Annotated in this window: 25 protein-coding genes, 1 tRNA gene and 1 pseudogene; 9 read left to right on the top strand and 18 right to left on the bottom strand. The window is 72.8% G+C overall.

The window, feature by feature from the left end; genetic code table 11:
• Window positions 1-38: 38 nt before the first annotated feature.
• Window positions 39-878, top strand: a complete 840-nt coding sequence (locus AB0I41_RS08975; RefSeq protein ID WP_357103788.1) for a Rieske 2Fe-2S domain-containing protein — start codon at window positions 39-41, stop codon at window positions 876-878.
• A gap of 122 nt (window positions 879-1,000) precedes the next feature.
• Here AB0I41_RS08975 and AB0I41_RS08970 read toward each other — a convergent pair whose 3' ends face one another.
• From AB0I41_RS08970 to AB0I41_RS08915, 12 genes are all read right to left on the bottom strand, one after another.
• Window positions 1,001-2,188 (bottom strand): LysM peptidoglycan-binding domain-containing protein, encoded by a 1,188-nt coding sequence (locus tag AB0I41_RS08970; protein WP_357103785.1) that lies wholly within the window; start codon window positions 2,186-2,188, stop codon window positions 1,001-1,003.
• Window positions 2,189-2,203: 15 nt separating this feature from the next.
• Window positions 2,204-2,635: a hypothetical protein gene (locus tag AB0I41_RS08965; RefSeq protein WP_357103782.1), complete on the bottom strand. Its 432-nt coding sequence runs from the start codon at window positions 2,633-2,635 to the stop codon at window positions 2,204-2,206.
• Window positions 2,632-3,108 (bottom strand): TadE/TadG family type IV pilus assembly protein, encoded by a 477-nt coding sequence (locus AB0I41_RS08960; RefSeq protein WP_357103780.1) that lies wholly within the window; start codon window positions 3,106-3,108, stop codon window positions 2,632-2,634. Before AB0I41_RS08960 ends, AB0I41_RS08965 begins: the two co-directional genes overlap by 4 nt.
• Entirely contained in the window at window positions 3,105-3,524 is a 420-nt protein-coding gene (locus tag AB0I41_RS08955; protein WP_357103918.1) for a TadE family protein, read from the bottom strand. The genes AB0I41_RS08960 and AB0I41_RS08955 overlap by 4 nt, the downstream gene beginning before the upstream one ends.
• A gap of 95 nt (window positions 3,525-3,619) precedes the next feature.
• Entirely contained in the window at window positions 3,620-3,814 is a 195-nt protein-coding gene (locus AB0I41_RS08950; RefSeq protein ID WP_357103778.1) for a hypothetical protein, read from the bottom strand.
• A 26-nt stretch (window positions 3,815-3,840) separates the two neighbouring features.
• Complete coding sequence (locus tag AB0I41_RS08945; protein WP_357103915.1) at window positions 3,841-4,698, bottom strand: type II secretion system F family protein; 858 nt, start codon at window positions 4,696-4,698, stop codon at window positions 3,841-3,843.
• A complete protein-coding gene (locus AB0I41_RS08940; RefSeq protein WP_357103775.1) occupies window positions 4,698-5,597 on the bottom strand; it encodes a type II secretion system F family protein in 900 nt (299 codons plus the stop codon). The genes AB0I41_RS08945 and AB0I41_RS08940 overlap by 1 nt, the downstream gene beginning before the upstream one ends.
• Window positions 5,598-5,711: 114 nt before the next feature.
• Entirely contained in the window at window positions 5,712-7,244 is a 1,533-nt protein-coding gene (locus AB0I41_RS08935; protein ID WP_357103772.1) for a CpaF/VirB11 family protein, read from the bottom strand.
• Window positions 7,245-7,264: 20 nt separating this feature from the next.
• Window positions 7,265-8,065, bottom strand: a complete 801-nt coding sequence (locus AB0I41_RS08930; RefSeq protein WP_357103769.1) for a ParA family protein — start codon at window positions 8,063-8,065, stop codon at window positions 7,265-7,267.
• Between the two features lie 2 nt (window positions 8,066-8,067).
• Window positions 8,068-8,718 (bottom strand): SAF domain-containing protein, encoded by a 651-nt coding sequence (locus AB0I41_RS08925; protein ID WP_357103766.1) that lies wholly within the window; start codon window positions 8,716-8,718, stop codon window positions 8,068-8,070.
• Window positions 8,715-9,593, bottom strand: coding sequence for a hypothetical protein (locus tag AB0I41_RS08920; RefSeq protein WP_357103912.1), 879 nt, complete (start codon window positions 9,591-9,593; stop codon window positions 8,715-8,717). Before AB0I41_RS08920 ends, AB0I41_RS08925 begins: the two co-directional genes overlap by 4 nt.
• Before the next feature lie 56 nt (window positions 9,594-9,649).
• Window positions 9,650-10,216, bottom strand: a complete 567-nt coding sequence (locus tag AB0I41_RS08915; protein WP_357103764.1) for a hypothetical protein — start codon at window positions 10,214-10,216, stop codon at window positions 9,650-9,652.
• Window positions 10,217-10,742: 526 nt separating this feature from the next.
• Between AB0I41_RS08915 and AB0I41_RS08910 the strand changes: the two genes are divergently transcribed.
• On the top strand, window positions 10,743-11,471 hold the full coding sequence (locus AB0I41_RS08910) for an A24 family peptidase (protein ID WP_357103909.1): 729 nt from the start codon (window positions 10,743-10,745) through the stop codon (window positions 11,469-11,471).
• A 28-nt stretch (window positions 11,472-11,499) separates the two neighbouring features.
• On the opposite strand, the gene AB0I41_RS08905 is transcribed toward AB0I41_RS08910, so the two are convergent.
• Window positions 11,500-12,117, bottom strand: coding sequence for a phosphatase PAP2 family protein (locus AB0I41_RS08905; RefSeq protein WP_357103762.1), 618 nt, complete (start codon window positions 12,115-12,117; stop codon window positions 11,500-11,502).
• 177 nt (window positions 12,118-12,294) lie between these two features.
• Here AB0I41_RS08905 and AB0I41_RS08900 point away from each other — a divergent pair, with 177 nt between their 5' ends.
• Window positions 12,295-12,780 (top strand): GNAT family N-acetyltransferase, encoded by a 486-nt coding sequence (locus AB0I41_RS08900; RefSeq protein WP_357103759.1) that lies wholly within the window; start codon window positions 12,295-12,297, stop codon window positions 12,778-12,780.
• A 28-nt stretch (window positions 12,781-12,808) separates the two neighbouring features.
• Window positions 12,809-13,097, top strand: a pseudogene (locus AB0I41_RS08895) (SAM-dependent methyltransferase).
• A gap of 233 nt (window positions 13,098-13,330) precedes the next feature.
• On the opposite strand, the gene AB0I41_RS08890 reads toward AB0I41_RS08895, so the two are convergent.
• The 3 genes from AB0I41_RS08890 to AB0I41_RS08880 all read right to left on the bottom strand — a co-directional run bounded on the left by AB0I41_RS08890 (window position 13,331) and on the right by AB0I41_RS08880 (window position 16,601).
• Window positions 13,331-13,936: an FHA domain-containing protein gene (locus AB0I41_RS08890; RefSeq protein WP_357103755.1), complete on the bottom strand. Its 606-nt coding sequence runs from the start codon at window positions 13,934-13,936 to the stop codon at window positions 13,331-13,333.
• Window positions 13,924-15,738 carry a protein kinase gene (locus tag AB0I41_RS08885; protein ID WP_357103752.1) on the bottom strand — a complete coding sequence of 605 codons (1,815 nt, stop codon included), beginning with the start codon at window positions 15,736-15,738 and terminating at the stop codon, window positions 13,924-13,926. The genes AB0I41_RS08890 and AB0I41_RS08885 overlap by 13 nt, the downstream gene beginning before the upstream one ends.
• Before the next feature lie 422 nt (window positions 15,739-16,160).
• The gene (locus AB0I41_RS08880; RefSeq protein WP_357103749.1) at window positions 16,161-16,601 is read right to left on the bottom strand and encodes a hypothetical protein; all 441 of its coding nucleotides are present in this window, start codon (window positions 16,599-16,601) and stop codon (window positions 16,161-16,163) included.
• A 97-nt stretch (window positions 16,602-16,698) separates the two neighbouring features.
• Between AB0I41_RS08880 and AB0I41_RS08875 the strand changes: the two genes are divergently transcribed.
• On the top strand, window positions 16,699-19,389 hold the full coding sequence (locus AB0I41_RS08875) for a LuxR C-terminal-related transcriptional regulator (protein WP_357103746.1): 2,691 nt from the start codon (window positions 16,699-16,701) through the stop codon (window positions 19,387-19,389).
• A 173-nt stretch (window positions 19,390-19,562) separates the two neighbouring features.
• On the top strand, window positions 19,563-20,465 hold the full coding sequence (locus tag AB0I41_RS08870) for an alpha/beta hydrolase (RefSeq protein WP_357103744.1): 903 nt from the start codon (window positions 19,563-19,565) through the stop codon (window positions 20,463-20,465).
• A 337-nt stretch (window positions 20,466-20,802) separates the two neighbouring features.
• On the opposite strand, the gene AB0I41_RS08865 is transcribed toward AB0I41_RS08870, so the two are convergent.
• A complete protein-coding gene (locus tag AB0I41_RS08865) occupies window positions 20,803-21,843 on the bottom strand; it encodes a hypothetical protein (protein ID WP_357103741.1) in 1,041 nt (346 codons plus the stop codon).
• The gene (locus tag AB0I41_RS08860; RefSeq protein WP_357103738.1) at window positions 21,843-22,340 is read right to left on the bottom strand and encodes a SigE family RNA polymerase sigma factor; all 498 of its coding nucleotides are present in this window, start codon (window positions 22,338-22,340) and stop codon (window positions 21,843-21,845) included. Before AB0I41_RS08860 ends, AB0I41_RS08865 begins: the two co-directional genes overlap by 1 nt.
• Before the next feature lie 677 nt (window positions 22,341-23,017).
• On the opposite strand from AB0I41_RS08860, the gene AB0I41_RS08855 reads away from it, so the two are divergent.
• The 3 genes from AB0I41_RS08855 (at window position 23,018) to AB0I41_RS08845 (ending at window position 26,550) form a co-directional block, all read left to right on the top strand.
• Window positions 23,018-23,090, top strand: a tRNA-Lys gene (locus AB0I41_RS08855).
• Between the two features lie 856 nt (window positions 23,091-23,946).
• A complete protein-coding gene (locus AB0I41_RS08850) occupies window positions 23,947-25,086 on the top strand; it encodes a tryptophan dimethylallyltransferase family protein (RefSeq protein WP_357103735.1) in 1,140 nt (379 codons plus the stop codon).
• Window positions 25,087-25,107: 21 nt separating this feature from the next.
• Entirely contained in the window at window positions 25,108-26,550 is a 1,443-nt protein-coding gene (locus AB0I41_RS08845; RefSeq protein WP_357103733.1) for a tryptophanase, read from the top strand.
• Window positions 26,551-26,624: the final 74 nt, after the last annotated feature.

Below are 26,624 nucleotides of genomic sequence, written 5' to 3'. Positions count from 1 at the left end.
CCGCACCTGCCGGGAAGTCGGGGAACGTGCGAGCGCTGATGAACAAGATTGAGCAGAACGCCCGGTTGGACCCGGTCGGTGACCGGCTCCAGCGGGCCGTCCAGTCGACGCTGCGCCCGCAGCGGGTCCGTGACCTGCTGCACGGCGTCTGGCTGGGCCATCCGCTGCACCCCGCGATGGTGCAGGTGCCGGTGGGTGCGTGGATCAGCGCGGCCGTGGTGGACCTGCTGCCCGGCCAGCGCCGGGCCGCGACCACCCTGGTCGCGTTGGGCACGGTGAGCGCCCTCCCGGCCGCCGTGGCCGGGCTGAACGACTGGGCCGCCCTCGCCCGGGACCAACGCCGGATCGGGCTGGTGCACGCCGCCGCCAACTCCGTCGCGCTGGTGTTCTACGCCGGCTCGATCGCCGCCCGGATGCGCGGCCGGCACGGCATCGGGCGGGCGCTGGCGTACCTGGGGCTGAGCGCGGCCAGCACCGGGGCGTACATCGGCGGGCACCTGGCGTACAAGCAGGGCGCGCAGGTCAGCCAGAGCATCTCCGAGCTGCACCTGATGGCCGACGAGTGGAAGCCGATCGGCGATCTGGCCACGCTGCCGCAGCGCGAGCTGATCACCCGTCAGGTGGACGAAGTCTCGGTGATCCTCTACCGGCACGGCGACGAGATCACCGTGATGCTGGAACGCTGCCCGCACCAGAGCGGCCCGCTCGGCCAGGGCGAGGTGCAGGAGATCGACGGCCACGCCTGCGTGGTCTGCCCCTGGCACGGCTCCACGTTCCGGCTCAACGGCGGCGAGGTCGTGCACGGTCCGTCCGCCAACGACCAGCAGATCCTGCCGACCCGGGTGGTCAACGGGGTTCTCCAGACCAAGCTGCCCTGACCCGGTTCGCGCCGCTCAGGCCTCGCCTGCCCGCCGGGCCGCGTGCCCGCCGGGTCGAGCGTGCCCGCTGGGTCGCGGCACGCCGGGTCGGGCCGGCGCGGGCGAGAGTCCGCGGGCCCGGGTCAGTCGCGGCGGTGGCGGCCGGAGGCCAGCGCGCGGGCGGCCGCGGCGGCCCGGGCCGGGCGGCGGCGCAGCCCGAGTACCGCACCGATCTGCGCGCCGACGATGCTGGCCACGGCGAGCACCGCGGAGACCGCCAGCGGCCGGTTCATCCCGTCGTCGTCGGTGGCCCGGGACGCCCCGGTCGCCATCGCCGGCGGCGCCCCCGCCGGCCGCTCCGCCGGCGGCGGCATCGTCTGCGGTGCGGGCTGTCCCGACGTCCCGCCGTGCCCACCCGGGGCGGCCGGCCCGACCTGACCGCCGGGGGTGTCCGGCCCGGCCTGCTCGTCGGGGACCGGCGACCCGGTGCTGCCCGGCGACCCCTGCGGCGGGGCCGAGGAGGCGGCCGGCGGGTGCGGCGACGGCTTGCGTGGCGTCGGCGGGCCTGACACCAGGCGGCCGGCCGCATGTTTCCGCGCGCCGCCGTCCTCGGCGCGGGCCGGCAGCTTGATCAGCTGGCCGGGGCGGATCCGGTCGGCGTCGTGCAGCCGGTTGAGCCGGGCCACCTCCGGGTACCGGTCGAAGTCGTCCAGGTAGCGTTCCGCCACCTCGCCCAGGTAGTCGCCCCTGGCGACCCGGTAGACCGGCGCGGTGGCCGGCTGCGGCCGGGCCGCCTCGCCGCCGCCCGCCGGCACCGCCCCCGTCGACCCGAGGTGCGGCGCCGCGAGGACCACCGTCGCCCCCGTCGCCGGCAGCGCCACCGCGCCGGTCGCCGGGTGCCCGGTGGTGGCCGTCGCCGGGTACGTCACGGCCGCCGCCGCGCTGGCCGCCGGGCTCGCCGCGATGATCAGCGCGACCGACCCGACCAGCGCCGCCGCCGCCCGCTGCTGCCGGCTCATCCCGGGCAGCCGGGGCGCCGGCCGCCGCGCCGCCTGCGCCCCCAGTTCCACCAGTACGGAGAAGGCGAACGTCGCCCAGCCGAACCAGCCGACGACCGCCAGCGCCCGCAGGAACAGCCGACCGTCGTCCCGGCTGGTCAACGCCGTGCCCACCTCCGCAAGGGTGGGCAGCTGGTCGGGCAGCGGATTGCCGGCGAAGGCGAGCAACGCCACCGGCGCGCCCACCAGCAGCGCGACCAGTACGACCAGCGAACCGAACCCGGTGAGCAACTGGCCGGTCCGCCGAACGGCGGAGCCACGCGGTGCGGTCATGGTGGCCTTCCCTTCCTACGGTGCCCCGGTGAGCGCCCGCGCGGTGGCCTCACCCGAGACGGTGACGGTGTCGTCCATGCCGAAGAGGCCGAGCAGGTGCCGGCGGTAGGTGACGGTGACGCGTACCCGGATCTGCTTCTCGCCGCCGACCACCGGGAAGCTCACCGAGTGCCCGGTGGCGCCCGCCGCGGACAGGTAGTCGCGGACCGCCGCCCGGGCCTCGACCTCGTCGATCTCCTTCGGGCCGCCCTCGATCGCGCGGGCCCGGTCGACGGCCTGGCCGCCGCTGCGGGCCGCCTCGGCGGCCAGGTCGTCGGCGCGTTGCAGCGAGCGGAGCTGACCGGCGCCGTCGTACGCGACGCCGATGACCGCGAGCACGCCGGTCATGGCGACGGCCAGGAACAGGCTGACCCGCCCCTCGTCGTCGCTTGTCCGGCGGGCGGTCATCCCCGGCTCCGGTAGCGGTCCAGCGGGGAGGTGAAGGTCGCCGAGGCGGTGGTGCGCAGGGGCATCCCGGGCAGCGCCGGCAGCCGCAGGTCGGAGTGGGACACCACGCAGGTCACCGAGACGGTCACGCTCGCCGGTTGCCCGGCCGGGCTGCGGTACGCCGCGTCGAAGCTGGTCGACCGGCCGCGCACCGAGCCGCTGAGGGTCATCCGGGGCGCGCCGGCGCAGTTCAGGTGCCGCCAGTCGAGCTGGCGGCGGGCGGCGTCGCGGGCCGCGTCGCGGGCGGTGCCGGCGTCCCGGGAGATCGAGGCGGCCCGGGCGGCGTCGTGCGCGGCCGCCTCGACCGCCTCGTCGGCGATCGCGGTCCGCCCGGTCACCCCGGCCAGCACGATCAGCGCGATGAACGCGGGGGCGAGCACGGCCACCTCGATGGAGACCGAGCCCCGGGCGCGGCCGTCCCCGGCGGCGCTCACGGGTCGGTCCAGCGTTCGACGGTGCCGTGCGCGGTCTGCCGGACCCGGAAGCTGACCCCCGGGATGATCGACAGGGACCGGCCGGTGACCGTGCAGGTGACCTCGGTGGGCCCGGTGACGCAGGTCGGCCCGGGGCTGTCCCAGCCGATGAGCCAGTCACCGGCGGCGCCGAGGAACCGGGTGGCCCGGGCCTCGCCCGCCCCGGCCGGCGCCTGGAGCACCCGCTGCGCGTTCACCCCGCTCTGGGCGGCGTTCAGCGCGGTGGACCGGGCGACGAACCAGGCGGCCACCTGGACCGAGGCGAAGAGCAGCACCAGCACCGCCGGCATGACGACGGCCAGTTCGACCGGGTTCGCGCCCCGGTCCGTGCCCCCGGCGGTGAGCCGTCGTCGCGCGGCCCGCACGTGCCGGGCGATCTGCCCCGGTCGGGTGCGGCCGGAGGCACCCCCGGGTCGGGCGGTGCGGGCCGCCCGGCCGGTCCGGAGTGTGTCCGGCCAGCTCGTCGGAGGGGTCACGGCGCGGTCGGGACGCTGTTCATCCAGTCGGTGGCCCGCGTCATCACCAGACCGGTGACGGCGATCGCCGCCGCGACCAGGCCGAAGATGATCACCGCGGTCGGCACCGGGCTGTCGCCCCGGTCCCCCTCGCGGCGCAGTTCCGCCAACCGTGCGGCCAGCGTGACGTGCAGGTAGGCGATCAGTTGCATGGCTTGCTCCTTGCCGGGATGCGGACCTACAGGCGGGCGACGAACGGGTAGAGCATGAAACCGAGCAGGACGAAGACCAGTAGCGAACCGGGGATGTCCAGCCGGCTGGTCACCCCCTCGGCGCGGGCCAGGTTGTCGGTGCGGATCTGGTCCCGCAGCGAGTCGGCGCGGCCGCGCAGGGTCTCGTGGACCTGGGCGCCCTCGCTGCCCGACGAGCGCATGATCGCCCCTACGTCGCCCAGTTCCGGGATGCCGATCCGCTCGGCCAGCTCCTGAAGCTCGTCCCACGGCGAGTGCATCTGCATCTGCGCGATCCGCAGCGACTCGCGGATCCGGTCGAAGACCCAGCCGTCGCAGACCGCCGCCGCCCGCTCCAGCGACTGCACCGGGCCGTGCGCCGCCGACAGTTGCAACGCCACCAGGTCCAGGTAGGTGCAGACGGCCGCCCGGAACTCGTCGCGCGCCGCGTCCGCCCTCGCCAGCACCGCGCGGTGGGCCAGCAGCCCACAGACCAGCGCCATCCCGATGCTGCCCAGCACCGGTACGACCACCGGCAGCCGCACCCCGCCCAGGAAGAGCACCGCCCCCAGCACGGTCGGTGTGGCCAGCCCGATAAGGGCGGAGACCAGCACCGACAGGGCGTACTGCTCGGGGGTCCTGTCGATCAGGGCGAGCTGCCGGTGCGGCGGGCCCAGCCAACGGGAGAAACCGCCCAACCAGTCCAGGCCCCGGCCCGGGGCGACGGTGCCCGGAGGCTGGTGCAGCCGGCGCAGCGCGGGGCCGAGCGCCGGAACGGCCGGCAACGCCTCCCGGACCGCCAGGAACAGGCCCAGCCCCACCGTGGCGCCGCCGAGCACGGCGATCGCGAGCTGCCAGTTGACGATCACGCGATCGCCTCCTCCGGGTCGGGGGCGGGGAGGAAGCGGGCCGGCGGCGGGGGCTGGCTCATCGACCGCACCCAGACCAGCAGCCCGACGAAGGCCGTGCCGAGCACCGCCATCACCAGCTGCCCGAACGCGGTGCCGTACGGGCGGACGTACTCGGTGTTCAGCAGCCCGTACGCCAGCACGGCCAGGGTCATCCCGGTGAGGAAACGGACCGCGAACCGGGGCTGGGTGCGCTTGGCCTCCACCTCGCGCCGGGTGGCCACCTCGGCGGCGGCGGCCGAGGCGATCGAGCCGAGCACGTCGCCGAGGCGTTCGCCCCGGTCGGTCAGGTGCAGGATCAGCGCGGCCACCACCTGGTCGCAGACCGGGTCGCCGATCTCGTCGGCGAAGGCGAGCAGCGCGCTGCGGGCCGTCCAGCCGGCCTGGAGGCGGGCGGCGAGCAGCCGTACCTCCTCCTGGATCTCCTCCGGGACGGTGGCGATGGTCCCGATGATCGACTGCTGGAGGCCCTGACCGGTGGCGGAGACGTCCTTCAGTCGGCGGGTCCACTCGCCGACCGCCTCGATCCGGGCGATCGTCCGCTCCTCGGCCCGGCCCACCGAGAAGAGCCAGGGCACCCCCGGCACGGCCACCGCCACGATCAGCCCCACCATCGGCAGCCCGGTGAGCAGGAAGGCCAGCGCGCCGGCCGCCACCGCCACGGCCAGCCGGACCTGGTGCGCCCGCTGCTCGCGGCGGCCCACGCCGGAGCCGAGCCAGAGCCGGCGCAGCCCGCGCCCGGCCCCCGGCGGCTTGCGGGCGGGCGCCCGGGTGCCGACCAGCGCGACCACGGCCAGCACCAGCCCGGCGACGCAGGCCGCCCCGGAGACGACGGCGATCAGCTCGACGTTCGTCACGGGACCATCTCCGTTCGCGACTGCGGGGCTCGCAACCCCGGCTCACTCCTCGCGCTCACCGGACCATCTCCGTTCGCGACTGCGGGGCTCGCAACCCCGGCTCACTCCTCGCGCTCACCGGCGCACCGCCGGGCCGAGTCGGCTGTGCCGGGGGCGGCGCCACGCGCCGGTGCCGGCCTCGATGAAGCGGGTCAGCAGCCGGGCGTCGTAGCCGACCCGCAGCAGCTGGTCGCGGATGCGTTCCGGCAGGTGGCGGGGGACGGCCCGGCCGTCGGGGCCGGGACCGAAGACGGAGGTGGTGACGATCCGGTTGCCCTCGCCGACTCCGATCACCTCCTCCAGGTGGGAGACGAACCGGTGCTTGCGCCCGCCGATCGCGGTCTCGTCCTCGACGGTCACGTAGACGATCAGGTCGAGGGCGTTGCCGGCCATCCGCCGGGCCTGGTCGACCGTCATCTCCCGGCCGTGGGCCAGCGCCAGCTCGATGATCCGGTCGCTCACCCCGGCCGGGGTACGGGCGTGGATGGTGCACATCGAACCGCGGCTGGTGGTCATCGCCTGGAGCATCGGCACGATCTCCCGGGACCGGACCTCGCCGACGATGATCCGCAGCACGCCCATCCGCAGCGACACCGGGATCAGGTCGGCGATGCTCACCTCGCCCGCCGGTCGCCCGTCCAGGCCGCGCTCGCCGTGCCCCTCGCGGGACTCGAAGCTCATCACCGCCCGGTGCTTGCGACCACGGCGGGCCGGCAGCAGCTCCCGGCTCTCCTCCAGCAGCACGTACGGCTCGTCGGGCGGGATCTCGTCCATCAGCGCCCGGATGACCGTGGTCTTCCCGGCCCCGGCCAGCCCGGCGACCATGATGTTCAGCCCCGCCCGCATGGACGCGCGGAGGAAGTCGCGCAGCAGCGGGTCGATCATCTCGTCCAGGTCGGGGCGGGCGCCGGCGATCTCCTCCAGGCTCACGTCCAGCGTGTTGTGCTTGCGGATCACCGCGTACGGGCGGTGGCTGACCAGGAACACCGCCGCGAGTCGGCTGCCGTCGGGCAGTTGCAGGTCGAGTGTCGGCTTGGACGTCGACAGGGACCGCTCGGTCGCGCCGGCCCGGCGGGCCGCCGCCTGGAGGATCTCCACCAGCTCGTCGTCGCTGTCGGCGATCGGCTCGACCCAGTCGACGCCCCCGCCGTGCCGGGTGATGCGCACCTGGTCGCAGCCGAGGATGTGCACCTCCTCGATGGTGTCGTCGACCAGCAGTGTCTGGAGCCGGCCCAGCCCGACCAGCTCGGCGGTGACCTGGTCGAGCAGGATCCGTTCCTCGTCGGCGGCCATCGGGGTGCCGGCCCGGCGCACCGAGTCGGCGTACCCGGAGACCACGGCGACCGCGAGCCGGGCCCGCTCGACGTCCTCGGCGTTCGCGTCGAACTCCCGGCCGCGCTGCCACTGGGTGAGCCGTTCGCTCAGCTCCCGCCGCAGCTCGCGGACCACCGCGAAGTCCACCCGCGGGCGCGGCGGCGGGGCGGGCGCGGCCGGTGCGACCGAGCGCGCCGGCGGGTGGTGCCGGCCGTTCGCCGCGGGCAGCGGCGGCATCGTCGAGGTCGCCCCCGGCTGCTGCCGCGGGTCGTGGGAGACCGGCTCAAACCGCATGACGTGTCTCCCCGGGCCGCTCACACCACATCCGGCACCTCCTGGTGCGCGGGCCAGGCCAGGCGGGCCCGGCGGCGGTCCAGCAGCGTCCGGACCGGCGCCTCCAGGGCGCCGGCCGCGCGCATCAACGGCCGCCCGGCGCGTACGGTGCCGCCGAGGCTGAGCACCTCGGCGGTACGCGGGTCCGTCGGCACCGTGCCGATCACCGGCACCCGCAGCGCCTTGCTGATCTCGCTCTTGCCGTGACCGTCGCCGACCACCAGCAGTCGCAGCGTCCCCGGGGGCACCCGGTGCTCGGTGAAGTCCCGTTCGATCGCCCGGATCATCGACCGGGTGGCGGAGAGGTCGGGCAGCTGGGCTCGGGTGACCAGCAGCACCACCGCGGCGGCGCGCAGGACCGGCCACGGTGGACCGGGCACCTGGAGCCGCCCACAGTCGACGATCACGTCGTACGGGGGTTGGCCCTTCTCCAGACTGCCGAAGAAGTCGGCGAAGCGCTGCCAGAGCGGGGTGACGCTGCCCGCCTGGACCGGGTCGACCACGCCCGGCAGCAGCAGCCGTTCCCGCTTCGGCGCGTCCAGGTCGACCAGCTGTGACCAGAAGGCCGCCTCCAGGTTGCCGTCGCGCAGTTCGCCGACGGCCAGTTCGCCGATGCCCCGGGGCCCGTCCAGCGTGCCGCCGAGGTAGCCGGCCAGGATGGTGCCGCCGGCCGGGTCGCACTCGGCGAGCACCAGCCGCCGGTGCCAGCTCAGCGTGCAGGCCAGCGCGGAGGTGGTGACGCCGGGCGAGCCCTTGGCCGAGACCAGCGCGATGATCGCCATGGTCAGGCCGCCTCGACCAGCACCAGGGCGATCCGCTCCTGGGCGGCCAGCACCACCACGGCCGGTACGTCCCGGACGGGCAGCGCCACGTAGACCACCACGTCGTCGTTCTCCGGGGTGGCCGTGTCGATCACGGTGCCGGTGAACCGGGTGCCCGGCGCCTGGCTGTCGTCGTTGTCGGCGGGGGTGCTGACCAGCAGCACCTTGTCGCCGGGATGGAGTTTGCGGGCGGGCACCTGGCTCTGCTTGAGGCCGAGCGCGATCTGCTGCTGCCCCTCGCCGAGCAGCAGGGCGTCGGTGAGCTGCCCCATGGTCAGCAGCGTGCCGGGGGTGAGCCCCACCGCGGCCCGCTTCCCGACCACCTCGTCCAGCTTGCCGGCCGGCACCGGGGCCAGCCCGGCCCCGCCGGAGACCCGCACGGTGACCAGGTCGTCGGCGCTGAGCTGCCGGCCGACCTCGACCGGGCGGGCGACGGCCAGGTAGCTGCCGGTGGCCCGGACCGAGGTGACCGCGAAGGCGGCGCCGAGGCCGCCCAACGCGATCAGCAGCACCGCCAGCCCCAGCAGGCCGGGACGGGTGCGGCGCTGCCGGAGCACCTTCGGTGGGGCGACCGGCGCGTCGACCGGGATGTCGTTGCGGGTGACCAGACTCATCGGGTAACCACCTGAAGCTCGTCGATCTCGATCGGAATCGTCCCGCTGGTCCGGGTCTGGGGGATCACGCCGCTCTCGCCGCCGCCGCGCCAGGTCACCGACCAGTACGTGGTGGCGCTGACCCGGTAGGTGCCGGCCTTCGGGTAGCCGGGGTCGTAGCCGCAGTCCGGCGAGGTCTTCCCGGCGCGGCGCCCCTTCGGGTCGTACGGGGTGCCCTCGTCGGCGCAGGTGATCTCGACGCCGTTGCCCATGGTCCACACGATCCGGTCGACCGTGGCGGTGATCTCCACCCGCAGGCCACGGTCCTCGGCGTCGGCGCCGATCGGGCCGAAGTAGTTCGCGCCCGGGCTGGCCCACATCCAGACCGGCAGGCCGACCAGGCCGGGGCCGGTGTTGCGGCGGGGCGCCACCGCGATCCGGGGCGGCAGCAGGGAGATCGACGCCAGGGCCCGGCGGGCCAGCTCCTCCGGGTCGGGCGGGGTGCCGTACCCGGGCGGTGGCGCGTCGAGCAGTTCCTCGTGCTGGTCGCCCAGGTCACCGCCGTTGCAGGTGACCAGGTACCACTGCTTGCCCTCGGGGGTGTCCGGCGGCTGCGGTTCCTCGAGCTTGTAGTAGCAGCCGTCGGCGTTGTTGAACCAGCCGAGGAACTCGTTGTAGCAGGGCAGTGGCTTGCCGTTCCACTGGCACTTCGGGGCGCCGCCGCCCGGGTCGCCGCCGGTGTCCCCGCCACCGCCCGGGCCGGGGGTGCCCGGGTCGTCGTCCCAGATGCTGCAGTCGTTCTGCCCGGGCGGGCACTCCGGCCCCGGCCCCTCGGCGGCCGCCGGGAGCGGCGCGGCGAGCGCGACCAGCAGGGCCAGCAGCGTCCCGGCGAGCAGCCGCCGGGGCGCCCCGGCCCGGGGTCCGCGGCCCGGGACGCGCCCTCCTCCCCGGGTCAGCACGGCTGGTCCTCGTGGGCGGCGCCGGAGTTGATCAGCCAGCGGCCGTCCGGGTACCGGGTGGCGGTCGCGGTGGCCAGGTGGCGGCCGCCGCCGGAGCCGGGCACCACCCGCCGATCCTTGGCGTACACCAGCCGGTAGCCGGTGGCGTCGAGGCAGTCCTGGATCTCCACGGTCTGCGGGACGGTGTCCAGGCTGACCGAGGTCACCGTGGGGTCGGAGCGCAACGTGCCGGTGCGGACCGCGCCGTGCGTCCGGGCCTGACCGATCGCCACCCGGACCCGGGTGAGCAGCGGGTCGGCCAGGAAGCGGGTGAGCGCGGGGTGGCGCGGGTCGCTGTCGCGGCTCGCCTCCCGGGACGCGGTGAGATATCCGGAATAGGCGGTGAGCGCGGCTCTCTCCGCGGCCCGTTCCTCCTCGGTCGAGTGCCGGGGCTCGGCGGCGGGCTTGCGGGCGGCGGGCCGAGCGGCCGTCTCCGACCCGCCGCCGCAGCCGGCGGCCGACCCGACCACCGTGGCGATGACCAGGCAGGTTGTCCATCGGCGGGGATGCCGTGTACGCAACGCCGTGCCCTCCTCGGTGCCACCCGGCGGCCCGCTTTCGGCGGCCCCCGGGCATGCGGCAGCGCGCCCGGATCATGCCGTCCGGACCTCGATCTCCCGCTGTCGCATTTACCTGTGCGGATCTTCTACGAACCGGTGGAACTGATGTCTCGCCTGGCCTCCGACGCTGTTGACGGGGGTTGCGCCGTACCCAAGGGGCGAGCATAGGCTCACGTCCGCCGATGCAACAGAGGCAATTCAACCGAACACTCTCAGTGATGACTGGAGGTGATCAGGGGTGGACGGCGGCGAGCCTGACGCGTCGGGGCAGGTTGCCACGCCCGGTCGGGGCGCGGGTGCGGCCGGTTGGCCGGTCCCGGTCGCCGATCCGGCAACGCGGCCGGAGGATATGGGACCTGTCGATGCGTCTCGCCCGATCCGTCCCCCCGGCGAGAAATCCGCGCCGGGGGATTCCCGGGAATGCGGCGGCCCGGCGGGCGCCAGCGATCCGCACCCACTTCAGGCGCGGGACCGTCACCCGAGTCGGATCCGAGGATCACTCTCCGTACGCGCCATCGCCGCCCTGGCCGTGACCCCGCTGCTCCGGCTCGCCGTCGCCCGGTACGCCGTACCGGCGGGGACGCCGAACCGGACGGGCTGCGAGGGCTGCGGGGAGCCGATCCGGCTCGGCCGTGCGGGGCTCGGCCCGGCCGCCCGGTGCCCGGGCTGCGGAGCCCGGGTCGGCGCGCCACCGGGCAGCGTCGAGCTGGCCGTGCTCGCGGCCCTGGCGGTGCTGGCGCTGGCCGACGCGACGCTCGCCGAGCGGGCCGCGCTCGCCTGGTGGCTCGGCTGGGTGGTGCCGCTGGCCCTGGTGGACCTGGCCGTGCACCGGCTGCCCGACCGGCTCACCTGGCCGGCCGCGGCGGGCACGGCCGCGCTGCTCGGGGTGGCCGCGCTGACCGACAGCGGACCCATCCCGTGGCTGCGCGCCCTGGCGGCCGGGATCGGGCTCGGGCTGGCGTTCGCCGCCACCACGCTGCTGCTCGGCCGGCGCGGCTTCGGCCTCGGCGACGCGAAACTGGCGCTGAGCGTGGGCGTGCTGCTCGGCTGGTACGGCTGGCCGGTGCTGGTGATCGGGCTGCTGCTCACCTTCGCCCTCTCGGCGGTGGTGAGCCTCGGGCTGCTGCTGGCCCGCCGGGTCAGCTGGTCGAGCCACCTCCCCTTCGGCCCCTTCCTGATCCTCGGCACCTGCGCTGCCCTCCTCCTGACCACCTGACCCGTCACCGGGCCGGGTCGGGGTCGGGTCAGGGATGGTCGGCGGTTGCCCGGAGAGGGTCGGCGCGGGCGGTGCGGCGGGCCAGCAACTCGGCGGCGGGGCGGGCGGCCAGCGGCGTACCGGTCAACGTCACCAGGGCGCCGAGGAGGAGGCCGGCGGCCACGTCGTGCGGGTAGTGCACGCCGACGAAGACCCGGGAGAGCGCGGCGAACAGCGCCAGCGGCACGGCGACCAGCCCCAGGCGGCGGGAGAGCAGCAGGGTGGCCGCGGCGAGTGCCCCGGCGATGGTGGCGTGGTTGCTCGGGAAGGACCAGTCACCGACCGGCGGGCAGTGCCCGGCCACGACGGTCGCCGCTCCCCGGCAGGGCCGATCCTCGTCGAAGAGGCCCTTCAACGCCTCGCTGCACCCGTACGCGAGCACCACGACGACCGGCGCGACCAGCGCTAGCGCCCGCTCCCACGGACCGCCGCGTAGCAGCCGGGGTGCGGCGGCGACCAGGAACAACACGCCGAGCAGCAGGATCGCTCCCTCGGTGAAGTGCACCGCGAACCACTGCACCGGTGCCGGGGAGGAGCCCGCGACGTCGGTGATGTCGCGGTACCAGTCCACGCTGATATCGGGAACATCGGTCGTACCGGTCTGCATCATGACCACCTCACCAAACGTTCATACCCCGGTTACGTTCGACAGACGGTACGAATCACGAAGCCGGCCGGCACCGTGCGATGGTGAGGGTCTGGCCCTGACCTTCGTCCCAGCGAGTTCACCGCCTCCCCGCCCGCCCGGCGGCCGGCCCGCCGCTGCGCCGGCTAGGGTGGCCGGATGTCCGACCTGCAGCGGCTGACGGCCCACCACGCTCCCGCGCTGCTCCGGTTCGAGCGGGAGAACCGGGCGTACTTCGCCCGCAGCGTGCCGGACCGGGGCGACGACTACTTCGCGCAGTTCGACGCCCGGCACGCGGCGCTGCTGGCCGAGCAGGCCGCCGGCGGGTGCCACTTCCACGTCCTGGTCGACGACGACGGCGAGGTGCTGGGCCGGTTCAACCTGGTCGACGTCGCCGACAGCGGCGCCGACCTGGGCTACCGGGTCGCCGAACGGGCCGCCGGGCGGGGCGTGGCCACCACCGGCGTACGGCAGGTCTGCGACCTGGCCCGCGACGCGTACGGCCTGAACAGGCTGACCGCCGCGGCCACGCTGGACAACCCCGCCTCGCTGGCGGTGCTGCGCCGGGCCGGTTTCACGCCGGTCGGGGAGGTGCTGCTCGACGGCCGCCCCGGGTTGCAGCACGTCCGGGAGCTGGCCGGCTGACCCCCACTTCGTCGCCGACGCCGAGGACCTGTACGCCGCGGTCGCCCGGCTACGCGAGGCCACCGTTCCCGGCAGCCACCTGGTGGTCTCCCACCTCACCCTGGACGGCACGCCGCCGCTGCCGGCCCAGCAGGGCCAGGCGATCTACCAGCAGCAACGCGCCGCTGGCGCCCCGCACGCACGCCGAGATCCTGCGCTTCCTCGACGGGTACGACCTGGTCGAGCCCGGCCTGGTGCCGGTGGCCGAGTGGCGGCCGGACGGCGAGCCGCAGGAACGCGTCTCCCACGGGTACGGCGACGTCGGCGTGCGCCGCTGACCCCGACCCGGGCGGAAACCTTCCCCTTTTCGACACCTGTCGGCGCACCGCCCGGCCTGGTGTGATTCCTGGCGGGCGCCGTCGGCCACCTCCTCCGGCCCGGCCGCCCGGCGCATTGGGGAGACGTGCGCCAGCGACGTCGTCGGGTCCCTCGCGGGCGTGACGCGCACGGAGGAAACAGGGGGGTGTGCCCTCCGGGCCGCGCGGTGCGTGGTCCGGAGGGCACGCATGCGTCAGTCGCCGGGTAGGGCGGCAGCTCCCCGGCGGACCGCCTCGCCGGCCAGCCGGGACCGGCGCCGCTCGTCGTTGGAGACCAGCCCGAACTTGTCGTACAGGTTGGCCAGGTGCTTCTTCACCGCGCTCTCGCTGACCCCGAGCGCGGTGGCCAGCGCCCGCACCGTCGGCGGCTCCGGGAAGGCGGTGCCGCCCTCGACGTACGGGCGGCAGAGCACCTCGACCAGCTCCTGCTCCCGCCGGGTCAGCGCCGGGGGCGCCGGCGGCGGCTCGATGCCCACCGTCCGGGTGCCGTCGAGTCCCGACGGTGCGCGGAACAGCAGCCGGGCCGGGCCGATCTCCACCCGGTCGCCGTCGCGCAGCAGCCGGGCCGCCCGCACCGGCCCGCCGTTGACCGTGGTGCCGTTGGTGCTGCCCAGGTCGCGGATCGTCCAGCCGGACGGGAAGCGTTCCACCAGGGCGTGCAGCCGGGAGACCAGCTTGCTGTCGATGGGCAGCTCGTTGCCGGGCGCCCGGCCGATGGTCAGCGCGTCGGCGGTCAGCGGCACCAGCCGGACGGCGCCCACCCCGTGGACCTCGAAGTAGCCGTCCGTCACCGGTCGCACCAGGGCTCGGTGGTGGCACTGGTGGCAGCCTTCGACTGGTCGGCGGTCACCGTCGCCGTGGCCGTGGTGCACCGCCCCGCCGACGGGTACGGCTCGGTCCACAGCTCGTACGGCTGCCCGACCGCGCGCTGCCGGGCCGTCGTCGGCCGGTCGGCGCGTACCGCCAGGTCGACGCTCCAGGTGCCGCCGCCGGTGGCCACGTTGTCCCGGTACTGCTTCCACACCCAGACGTACGCCATGGTGGCGCGGCAGCTCGGCGACCAGTACTGCTTGACGGAGATCGCCCGCAGGCCGCCCGCGTGCCCGTACGCGGACGCGCCGACCTGGTGGGCGTCGGCGTAGCAGGGGCCGGGTGGCGCGTCGTCCCGGCTCGCCGGCCGGGGCCGGCCGGTGCCGACGACCGGGGTGGAGACCCGCTGGCCGGCAGCGGTCAGCTCCAGCGACGCCCGGATCGGCCCGGCGGTGTGCGGGACGGCGACGAGGCGTACCCCGCACCGGCCGCCCGGCGCGAGGGGTCGGCTGGTGCACCCGTCCGCGACGATCCGCAGGTCGCCCCGGGCCGGCCCGGTCAGCATCAGCCCGGCCAACCGGACCGGCCGGTCCGTCTGGTTGCCGACGGCCACCACCTGCTCGGGTGACTCGGCGTTGAGTTCCAGCTCGCCGAAGGACACCTGGGCCGGCAGCTCCACCGGGGCGGGCGTGGGCAGCGCCCACGACCCGCCGGTGGCCAGCACCGACGCCAGCGCGACGAGCAGCCCGAGCGAACGGGCCAGCGCGTGCCCGCGTACCCGGGACGGCTGGTGCGCGACGGTGGCTGACAGCGACAGGACGGCCCGGCGGCGGTCGGTCAACGACATGGGCGTGGGCGTGCCGGCGGACCGTTGCGGCGACGGCCCGGCGGGGTCGCCGCCGACGCCGCCGAGGACGAACGGGGTCACCGGCAGGCCCGCCACCGCCTGCGCCGCGCGCAGCTCCTCGGCGAACGCGGCGGCCGTCCCGGGCCGCCGCGCCGGATCCTTGGCCAGCGCGCGTTCCAACGCCGCGCACACCCCGTCGGGTACGCCGAGCGGGCGCAGGTCCGGCACCGGGTCGACGGTGATCCGGTGCAGCAGCGCCGCCAGCGACTCCCCGTCGGCGGGGGCGAAGGCCGGGGCGCCGCGGATCCAGTGCAGCACGGTCGAGGCGAGCGCGTAGACGTCGGCGGCCACCGCGGGCGGCCCGCCCCGCAGCACCTCCGGCGCGGCGTGCAGCACGCTCGCGGTCACCTTCCCGTCCATGCTGGTCGGGCGGGCCGAGCGGGGCCGGGCCTGCCCGAAGTCGGCCAGCTTCGGCTCGCCGTACCCGGAGATCAGGATGTTCTCGGGTTTCACGTCGCGGTGCAGCACGCCCGCGCGGTGCGCGGTCTCCAGCGCGCCGGCCACCGCGATGCCCCCGGCGACCGCCTCGCGCCAGTCGCCGGCCGCGCCGGCGCGCAGCCGGTCGCCCAGCGAGCCGCCCTCCTCGTGCGCCATCAGCAGGTACGGGTTGCCGGCGGCGGTCCGGCCGGCCTGGTGCAGCGTGACGATGTGCGGGTGGTCGGAGAGCCGGCCCAGCATCCGCAGTTCCCGCTCGAAGCGGGCGCGGGACGGGCCGTGCCAGTCGGCGGCGAGCACCTTGACCGCGACCCAGCGGGAGAAGTCGGGCTGCCAGGCCCGGTAGACGACGCCGAAACCGCCCCGCCCCACCTCGACGGCGTCGGTGCAGCCGTCGACCCCGAGGACGGTGCCCGGGCTGTACGTCACCGAGTGCTCGCTGTGGACCATCGCCGCTGAATGCTACCGATGGGTCGCCAGCGCGGGGTCGGCCGTTCGTAATCCGGACACTTCGCCGCCGTGGGGGCGCGCCACCCGTCCGCTGCCTGCACCACCGGAACCAGCGCCGTCGAACCCGCAGTTCGTCACCGCGCAGGGTCCCGTGCTGGTGTCGTCCATCGCCTGGGCGCCGTGTGGGCGGTCGTCTCGGGGACCTGGTTCTGCGGGTTTGTCCACGCGCTCGACCGGGGCCGGGCCCGGGTCGAGCGGCCGGCATTCCGGCGCGGCATGGAAGCCGTCACCGGTTTGACACTGCTCGGACTGGGGGTCGCGGTGGCGGTCGGCGCATAGGGACTCGCACCTGAACCGGCGGATTGCCGGCGAGTGGCCGCCCGGCGGGGCGGCCACTCTGCGCAAGCTCGATCCCAGCGGTGTCAGTCGCGGTTCGGGACGACCCCGGACGTTCCCGCGGCCTTGCGAAGACCGGCGAACTGCAGGCCGGTGAAGCCGGCGACCACGACCGCCTGTGTGATCACCAGTGCGGTGCCAAGGCCGGTCAACGGGAACCAGCCGGCGATGAGCAACTCCACGCTCGCGACAACCCAGGCGATGTTGGCAGCCATCACGACGCCCACGGCGGCCTTGCTGACCGTCGGCCGTGAGGCGAGAAAGAGCAGGGCCGCAGCGTAGGCGACCAGGAACGCACCGATCGGGTAGAGGAAGACGGCGGGAAGGCCGAACATCTCGCCGAAGATCGCCGCGGCGACGACGTAGACGATGCCATTGGCGCCCGAGCCCACCGCATCCTGCTTGAGGGCGAAGCGGAGCAGCTTGGCGTCGGCGGCGGTCGGCACGGTGCTGGCGATGGTGGCCATTGCGGAGGTCCCTTCGTGGTACTGACGGCGTGTGACCACGAAGCTACGGAGGACTGCCCCCGAGTCGAATCAGTCATCGTGACGGTAGGTTCCTGACGTGCTGCACGGACGAGCCGGGGAACAGGCGGAGATCGAACGGCTCCTCGCGGCGGCCCGGACCGGCCAGAGCGGGACCCTGGTCATTCGCGGCCCGGCGGGGATCGGCAAGTCTGCGCTGCTCGACCATGCCGCCGGACGAGCTGAGGGCATGCGAGTGTTGCGCGGCGTCGGTATCGAGTCCGAGGCGACGCTGCCCTTCGCCGCACTCCATCTGCTCCTGCGCGCCGGGCTCGACCGGATCCACGCACTGCCCGACGTGCAGGCCAGCGCACTCAACGGCGCCCTGGGGCTGGGCGACATCGCTCCGGAGAGCCGGTTCCTGGTCGGGCTGGCCACGCTGAGCCTGCTCGCCGAACTCGCGGGGAACGGCGCGCTGCTCTGCCTCATCGACGACGCACAGTGGTTCGACCAGGCATCCATCGACGCGCTGGTGTTCGCCGCCCGCCGCCTCGAGGTCGAAGGCGTCGTCATGATCTTCGCGGCCCGCGCGGGTTTCCAGGCCGCAGGGCTGCCCGAGCTCCGGCTCGGCGGTCTGGACAGTGCGGCCGCCGCCGCCCTGCTCCCCGCCGACCTTGCCCCGCAGGTGCGAGAGCGCCTCATCGAGGAGTCGGACGGCAATCCCCTGGCGCTCATCGAACTACCCGCCGCACTCAGCGCCGAACAGCGGGCGGGACGCTTGTCACCGGTGGGCGCGATGCCCGTCGCCGATCGGGTCCAGGAGGCGTTCCAGGCACAGATAGCCACGCTTCCCGAGCCCGCACGGACGGCGCTGCTGATCGCGGCGGCGGACGGCTCCGGCGAGCTTGAGACGCTGGTGGCTGCGGGTGCCTCCCTCCAGGGCCTGGAAGCAGCCGAGCGGATACGGCTGATCGAGGTCAGGGGGACCGTTGTCGGTTTCCGCCATCCCCTGATCAGGGCTGCCGCCTACCAGAGCGCACCGGTCACCCGACGCCTTGCCGTACATCGAGCCCTCGCCGACGCCCTCCCGCGTTCAGCCGCCGTCGATGCGGCCGACCGGCGGGCGTGGCACCTGGCCGCCGCCGCGCTCGGTCCTGACGAGGAGGTCGCACGGGAGTTGGAGGAAGCGGCGGAACGGGCACGTACCCGCGGCGGCCACGCGGCGGTCGCGGCCGCCTACGAGCGGGCCGCCGAGCTCACCGCCGATCCGGTACGACGGTCCAGCCGGCTGGCCGGCGCCGCGCTGGCCGCGAGTGACGCCGGCCTGATCGGTCGTGCCGCCGCGCTCGCCGACAGCGCCACGCCCGATGCCGACGATCCCGAGCTGATCGCCGCGTTGATCCAGGTACGCGCCCATCGCGAATTCGAGTTGGGCACACCGCTCGCGGCGGGTCAGATCATCATGGACGGCGTCCCTCGCGTGGTGGCCCACTCCGCCGAGCGGGCCACCTGGCTGCTGGTGGAGGCCATCCGCTGTGCCTGGTACGCCGGTGACAGCCGGCTGGCGGAGGAGGCCGCCGCGAGCCTCCGCGCGCTCCCCGCGATCGGCTCGCCGCTGGCCGGCGGGGCGCTCGGGCTGACCCGCCTGATGAACGGTGACATCGGCGGTGGGATCAAGCTCATGAGCGAGGCAGTCGACGTACCCGCGCTGACCGGGCTGGGGGTGCCTGGACTGACCTTCGCTGCCTCGCTGTGCTTCCCGCTGGCCCGTGCCGCCCGCTGCGAGGAGATCACCGGATGGGTCGTGGCGGACTGCCGGCAGAGCGGGATGATCGGCTGGCTCGCCTTCGCGCTCGAGAACCAGGGACTCGCGCAGGGGTGGCTCTGCCGGTACGGCGAGGCCAGAGCGGCCCTGGACGCGGGGCTGCGGCTGGCGGCGGAGCTGGGTCACGAGCACCGGGTCAGCCACCTCACGTGCTCCCTCGCCTGGGTGCTCGCTCACCAGGGCGATGCGCAGGGGTGCCGCGCGAAGGCCGAAGAAGGGGTGGCGCGAGCCGACAAACAGGGACTGGTCCTTGCGGCGGCCATCGGGCGCTGGGCACTCGGGCTGCTCGAACTCGGCCTGGGCCGTCCGGAGGCTGCCCTCCAGCAGTTGGCGGCCATCCCGCCGACCGGGATCGCCGCCATCTCGGCCGCAGACCAGATCGAGGCGGCCATCCGCAGCGGCCGGCCGGAGCTGGCAAAGGAGCCGCTTGCCCGCTACCTGGCCTGGGCGCGGCACGTCCGGCAGCCGTCGACGGACGCCATCGCCCTGCGCTGCCGCGCCCTCGTCGAAGAGGACGAGGCGCACTTCGCGCAGGCCGTACACCTCCATGAAGAGGACACCCAGCCGTACGAGAAGGCGAGGACGCAGCTCGCCTACGGCGAGTGGCTACGACGGGCACGGCGGCGGGCGGACGCCCGCGCGCAACTGCGCGGCGCCCTGGAGACCTTCGATCGACTCGGCTCGGAGCTGTGGGCCGAACGTGCCCGTGCGGAACTGCGCGCGACCGGGGACGTGCCGGCAGCGCCGCGCAGGACCGGCGACCCGCTCAGCGTGCTCACCCCCCAGGAACGCCAGGTCGTACGGCTGGCCGCCGACGGCGCGTCGAACCGCGACATCGCCGCCCAACTCTTCCTCAGCCCGCGGACCGTCGGCTACCACCTCTACAAGGCGTTTCCCAAGCTGGGCGTCACCTCCCGAACCCAACTGGCAGCCGTCGCCCGGTCCTCGTCGCTGCGGGACCGGTGAACTCCTCCGCAGGTGCGTTGATCATCCGCAATCGGGCGGATGAGGGGGCGGTTTGACGTCGATGCCTGAGCTCAACCCACGGACGTCGTCGAGAAGAATGGGACGTGTTGATGCCGTACCACCAGCGCGGCTGACAGACAGCCGGGTGAGGCTGGGTCGGCTGCCGTGCAGTAGTGCTGCCTGTAGCGGGGAGGTCGGCGGTGACAGGGGTGGAACGACGTACAACGGTCGTACGACTGGAGGCGGGTCCGGTCGAGTATCGGCTCGAACAACGGGGTGAAGCGGCCGTGGTTGTGTTCCACGGTGGACACATGCGGGCGGGCCTGGCATTGGGTGAAGAGGTATTCGCGGAGGCCGGCTACACGCTGCTCGTGCCATCGCGTCCCGGCTATGGCCGCACGCCGCTCTCGACCGGAACCACGGTGAGCGGCTTCGCCGATGCCACCCGCGAACTGTGCGACCACCTCGGCATCAGCAAGATCGCTGCGGTGGTCGGCATATCGGGCGGAGGACCAACGGCGGTCACGATGGCGGCCCGCCACCCCGACCTGGTGGCTCGGCTGATCCTGCAAAGTGCCGTCGGCTGGCTCACCTGGCCTGACCGCCGCACCCGCCTGGCGGCACACGCGATGTTCGCCGCCGCCACCGAGCGGGCCACGTGGGCCGCCGTGCGCGCCCTCATGCGGCTGGCACCCGACGCTGGCCTGCGGATGCTGCTGTGCGACCTGTCCACCCGACCGGTCCGAGACGTCATGACGGTGCTGAGCACCGAGGACCGGGCCACGCTCATCGCTCTGTTCTCCCACATGCGATCGGGCTCCGGCTTCCTCAACGACCTGCGCCCGTCCCCTGACGTGACCGCCGACGTCGGGCAGCCCACCGTCGTGATCGCCACGCCCAGGGACGGGGCCGTACCCTTCGCCCACGCCCAGTCCCTGACCACCGCCATTCGCCGCGCCGAACTGGTCGGAAGTCAGGCCGACAGCCACTTCATCTGGCTGGGCCCCGACTGGCCTGCCATAGCTGAGGAGATTCGCGACTTCCTCAACGGCCCGGTGAAGTCCACCGGCCGATAGGCGTGTGCACGTGCGAGAACGGATTCCAGGACCATCGTGATACGGCTCATCGAGGTGAGCGCGAGCGGCCTGTCCGACGAACACGATCACTGACTGTGCGATACCTCGAGCAGGTGAACCGCGGTGCCCCCATCCGTGGCTGTCATTGCGGCGTTCACTGGTCGATCGAGCACTCTCTCTTCCCGCATAGTGAGTGCCTGCTCCTGCAGGTGCTACTTGCCGATTAGGAAGCTGAGTTTGCGGCCGGGAGACTTCACGCCGAAAGTGCAGAAATTCCGCGCCGACCATGCGTTGGACTTGGTGGTGTTCTTGGAGGGCGCCGCTGTCCGGCGGTGTTTCACCAGGTGTTGGGGTCGGCGATCGTTGCGGCCGGCCGGTAGCCGCCCAGGACGGTCAAACCATCCGGCTCCGTGTAGCCGTGGCCCCACCCGTCGAGGAACAGTTCAACCTGGCAGGGCTTGACCCACATCTCCAGCACGTCGCTGCCCTGTCGGCGCACGCGGTAGGGCCCGGCTGTCAGATCACCGGCCTCGGCGCCGACGGCCATCGCCGGGCGCTGAGCTCGAACGGTGAGCCAGCGACCGGAGGAATCACCCACCACGAGCGATCCTTCGGCGAAGGCATCCGGGCGGTCCAGGCTGAGCTGGACTGAGCATTCCAGCAGGCGGGCGCCGGCGGGCAGCGTTTGCAGGCGGAACGGTACCGCGCAGCGGTGGGCGCCGTTGAAGCGCACGCGGCCTGCCGCGCCAACCGCCTCGTCGCGGTCGTCCGCGTAGATCTCGAGTCGAGCCCAGAGGCCGTCGACCGGTTGCCAGCGCACAAACCACAGGCCGGATCTGTCCGGCGGCGCCGGATCCACCCAGGCGGTTCCCGGCCGCTCGCCGACGCGTACGTCCGCCGGCGGCTGGGGCTGGCCCGACGATGACAACGTCTGCCGGACGCCGTCCAGCGTCGCCGCGCTGCCTGCCAGCACGAATCGTGCCGGGCCGGTCCCGCCCTGGAACTCGACGCTCTCGATGCCGCGGCCCGTGGTCCAGGTGGCGTACTGGGCGCCGGAGACCAGGTTGTCGGCCGTGAAATGCACGACGGCGGGATCGGTGCCAACGAGGTCGGGCCGCTCGGCGGCGCCCGGCTGGTTCGGCGACGCCGGCAGCAGAAGCGCTGCCTGCCCGGCCGTCCGACCGAGCGGAATCACCATGAACACGGCCGCCACGACCGCACAGGCTGCCGCCACGCACGACGTGACTATCCCGCGACGTCGTCGCCGCAGGCGGCGCCCGCGAAGAAGTGCCTGTGCCACGATCGGCGCCGGGTCGACGTCGGCTCCCGCACGGGCGTCGAGCGTCACGGCGAGGCGCTGGCCGAGGTCGGACGACATCAGAACACTCCCATCGGGTCGGCGGCGGATCGGCCCAGCCGCTCGCGCAGCGCCGCCAGGGCGCGCTTCGCGTGCGTACGGACCGTGCCGGTGGCGCAGTCCAGGATCTCGGCGGTCGTCGAGTCGTCGAGATCTTCGTAATACCGCAGGACGATCACCGTGCGTTGACGCGAGGGCAAGGCGCGGACGAGCTGCCACAGGGCGTCCCGCTCGGCGACCTCGGCGGTCTCGTCGCTCGTATCCGGGCGCTCGCTCACGGCGGTGACCAGGACCTCCCGGCTGCTGCGCCGACGCCACCACGAGTGGTGGGCGTTGACGAGCATTCGGCGCACGTACAGGTCAGGTTGCTCCATCCGGGAGATGCGCCCCCACCGGGCATATGCCCTGGCGAGGGTGTCCTGGACGAGGTCCTCGGCCCGGTGCTCGTCGCCGGTGAGCAAACGGGCGAGTCGCAGAAGCGCCGAAACCCGGGCGAAGGCATACTCCTCGAACGTCACAACCTATTGAACGCCGTGGGATGCCGGTTCCGTAGACAACGGCCCCCGGCACTGCGCACCCCGCGGGGTAGCAACTCCCGTGCTCCAGCAGTTCCGGGACTGGGCACGAGGACCGCTTCCGACGCGTCTACGCGGTCAACTTCGAGCCGCTGCTGGCGTACGCGATGCGGCGCGTCGAGCAGCCCGAGGACGCGGCCGACGTGGTCGCCGCACGACGACATCGGCGCGGACCGAACCACGACTCAAGATCGCCACTTTGGATCGTCGACCTCTACAACACCCGCAGACGCCACAGCGCCTGCGACGGTATGTCAGCAATCGATCTACAAACGCACCATGGTCGAGGTCCGAGGAACCCAGGCCGCATGACGGAGTCCTCCGCAGGTCACCGATCGCGTCGAGGCCGTCGGACGGTGGCCGGCCCGGTGGTCAGCGGCCCGTCCGAGAGCCCTGAGAGGTGGTCCTTTGCCCGCCGAATCGCAAGGTCCTTCTGCAAGCGTGCAGTCAAGTACCTGATCGACAAGGCAAAGTCGTACGTCTGGCGGGCGTTCTAGTGGGCGGTTGGCAAGGCATCGCACCGGTGGCCAGCAGAGACGAGGCGGGGTTGACCGCCGGCAGAGCGTTGGGGAAAGCCGCGCGCCTGGCCTGCGGGGGCTCGGGTAGCCTTGTGGCTCGGCGGGCCGCTAGCTCAATTGGCAGAGCTGAGGACTTTTAATCCTTAGGTTCGGGGTTCGAGTCCCCGGCGGCCCACAAAAACTGACCATGATCAGCGAACATAGCCACACGTCGCATCGTTTCATCGCGATGGCTCGTGGGACTGTGATCTTATGGGTGGCCACCTTCGTCTTGCAGGACCGACCCTGCGGCACCCGACTGCGAGCCCGTCGACCGTCACCCTCGTCCCGCTGCTCACCGACGTGTCGGGCTCGATCGCCCCGCTCGCCGCCGTCGAGACCACGACGTACGCCTGGCATCCCCTGGGCGCTGCCGCTCTTCCTCGTCGCCCTCCGCGCCCTCGCTTCGTCTACTGTGGGGAGCCGGCCCGGGTCCGCGCTGCGGGGATTCCGGCCCGTTCAGCTTCATTGCGGCCGCCGGCTAACGCCAGCATGGACGAACAACGGACATAAAGTATGATCAACTCGATGGGGTCGTGGTGGCCGATGTTGGCTCGGCGTCCTGCCGGGGTGAATCCGCGAGGCGTCGTACGCCTGCCGGAAGGTGGTGTGCGCGCCGGTGCATCGCTGCGTGGAACTGGTCGTCTTGATGAGTGGGCGGACCGTGCGCAAGCTGGCTGCGACAGAGCGTGAGGGTTTCGATAGGTCAACCTAACCTTAGGTAGCAATTCGCGCTCAATCTGTGATCTTCGTCTCACTCGACAGGGATCGACCAGACATTCACCATGTTTAACACGTGGTGATCGTCTCGCCGGTCAACCGGGCTGCGCCAGAACCTCGCAGGTGGTGGCGCGGTCCGGAGGTTTGTCGGTTGAGTCGACGCACAGTGGCAGCCGCCCCGACGCCCGGCAGAAGGGATCGAGCTCAGAGCGCAAGCAGGGGTCGTGTGGATTGAGAGACCAGTCACGTGGGGCAGCCCGAAGGGAGAGCTGATGACGGGCCCGTCGATTTTCGACCACTTAAGTGGCCAGCTGGCGCGATTGTGTGAGATTGCCGATATTGATCCAGGTGCTCCGCTGGGATTGCTGGGAGACCTGCTCGGACCTACTGGGTCGCGTCCGCTCTCCGAACCTCCGCTATGGCCGTCGAACGTTGCAGATGATCACACTCCTGTGGAGTTCTCCATCGCTTGTAACGTTGATGAACCGCCCACCTTGCGGATACTGGGTGAGGCACTGGGGTCGCCACCCGATCTGGCCACGAACCGATCCGCTGCGTACCGATTCCTCAATAAGCACGCCCACCGATTCGGCCTGTCGATGTCCCGATTGGCTCTGGTGCAGGACCTGTTTGACACCGTGCACCCGCAGGGCGTTTTTACCCTCTGGCATTCCCTGGTATTTCGGCGCGGCCGCCAGCCCGAGTTCAAAGTCTACTTCAATCCAGAACTCGCTGGAGTTGGGCGAGCGCCTGATCTGGTTGAGGAGGCATTGCGTCGGCTCGGGGTGGGAAGGGCGTACCAGACCATGGTCGACCACGCCGTCCGCCCAGGCGAACTGGGTCGACGAGATCGTCTGACGTTCTTCGCGCTGGACCTGCACGACGGACCGCACTCACGCGTCAAGCTCTACGTCACTCACCACGACGCCGAGGTGCAGGACGTGGTCCGGGCCGCAGGCGCGGTCGACGGCGTTGACGTGGCAGACATCGCCGAATTCTGTGCGGTGGCCGGAGGTGGCCGAGAGCATTTCGACGGGCTGCCGCTCGTCGGCAGCTACACCTTCACCAACGGGGCGGACGAGCCGGTCGGGTACAGCCTCTACGTGCCGATCCGCGGTTATGTGAGCGACGACGAGGAGGCTCATGACCGGGTGTCGGCTCTGCTGGCCCGGTACGGGTTCGACGGGGGGGAGCTCGATCGGGCGATCAAGGCGGTGACGCGGCGACCTCTGTGCGACGGCGTCGGGCTCATCGCGCACGTCTCACTGCGGCTGGGCCCGCCGCGACCAGGCGTCACCGTCTACCTGTCAGCCGAGGCGTACCGGGTCGATCCGCCGCGCCCGCCGCAGGTATCGGCAGACGGACGCCTGGCGGAAGGCCCAGCCGACCGCGCCGTGGCCGAACACGTCTGATCTCTCAGGAAGCGAGCACCGATGGATCTGCAGAAGATGGTCCCGCCGTACCGGATCAAAGTCGTCGAACCGATTCCGTTTCTCACTACCGAGGAGCGTCGGCGGGCCCTCACGGAGGCTGGCTACAACCCGTTCAACCTTCGGGCGGATCAAATCACGATCGACCTGCTGTCCGACTCGGGCACGGGCGCCACCTCGTCCGCCCAAGAGGCCGCGGCCGCGCTTGGTGACGAGTCCTACGCGGGGGCGCGGTCATGGTTCCGGTTCCGCGACGAGGTGCACGACCTCACCGGCTATTCACATATCCTGCCGGTCCACCAGGGCCGGGCTGGTGAACGGATCCTGTTCACCAGCCTGCTGAAACCAGGCCAGATCTGTATCAGTAACACTCATTTCGACACCACTCACGCCAACGTCAAGCTTGTGGGAGCCGAGCCGCGGGACCTTCCGTGTCCCGCGGCGGCCGACCTCGACAGTCCGGATCCGTTCAAGGGCAACATTGACCTCGATGCGTTGGAGGGCATCCTGACCGGGCCCGAAGGGCACCGGGTCGGCTTGGTCCTGATGACCATCACCAACAACGGTCTCGGCGCGCAGCCAGTGTCGATGGCCAACCTGACAGCGGTCAGGGATTTGTGCCGGCGCCACGGCGTGCCGTTCTTCCTGGACGGGGCGCGGTTCGCGGAGAACGCATGGCTGGTCAGCCAGCGCGAGTCGGCATACCGCGACTGGACGCCGCGGCAGGTCGCTACCGCGGCGTTCCAACTCGCCGACGGGTGTGTGGTGAGCCTCAAGAAGGACGGCCTGTCAGCCATCGGCGGGTTCATCGGATTGCGCGACGACGCCCTGCATGCGGCCTGCGAGGCCAACCTGATCGCCACCGAGGGCTTTTCGACGTATGGCGGCCTCGCCGGGCATGACCTTGAACGCCTCGCGCAAGGGCTGCGGGAAGTGGTGGACCCCGCGTATTTGCGGGCCCGTGCCGCGTCCACCGCCAGACTGGCTCGTCTGATCAACGATGCCGGTGTGGACACCATCCAGCCAGCGGGTATCCACGCCCTCTACCTCAATGCCGGCAGGCTGCTGCCGCACCTGTCGCCGCACGAGTTCCCCGGGCACTCCCTCGGGTGCCAGCTGTACCTTGACGGCGGTATTCGTTGCGCCGAGTTGGGGTCGCTGTATCTGGGGAGCATGGACGACCAGCACCGGCTGGTGACCCCGGCACCCTTCGAGCTCGTACGGTTGGCCATCCCCCGCCGTGTCTACACCGACACGCATTTCGAGTACGTGGCAGCGGTGCTGGCCGACATTGCCAAAGACCCGGAGCGGGTACGCGGATACCGCATCGTTTCATCGCCGCACTTGCTGCGGCATTTCAAGGTGCGGTTGGCGCCGGTCGAGGCCACGGGCACGGCAAAGTCGCAGGGGGTCCGCTTCACGGCTGTGGGTAACGGCAAGGGCTGAAGTTGGCAGACGGGGCACGGACCCGGTGATCTGGTGGTTCTCTGCGCCAACCGATCATGAGCAGTGCCGTGCCC

Source organism: Micromonospora sp. NPDC050200 (assembly GCF_040656135.1).
In the GTDB taxonomy this organism is placed as follows: Bacteria; Actinomycetota; Actinomycetes; order Mycobacteriales; family Micromonosporaceae; genus Micromonospora.
Note: the sequence above shows the minus strand (reverse complement) of the source record. Positions and strands in the feature narration are given on the sequence as shown.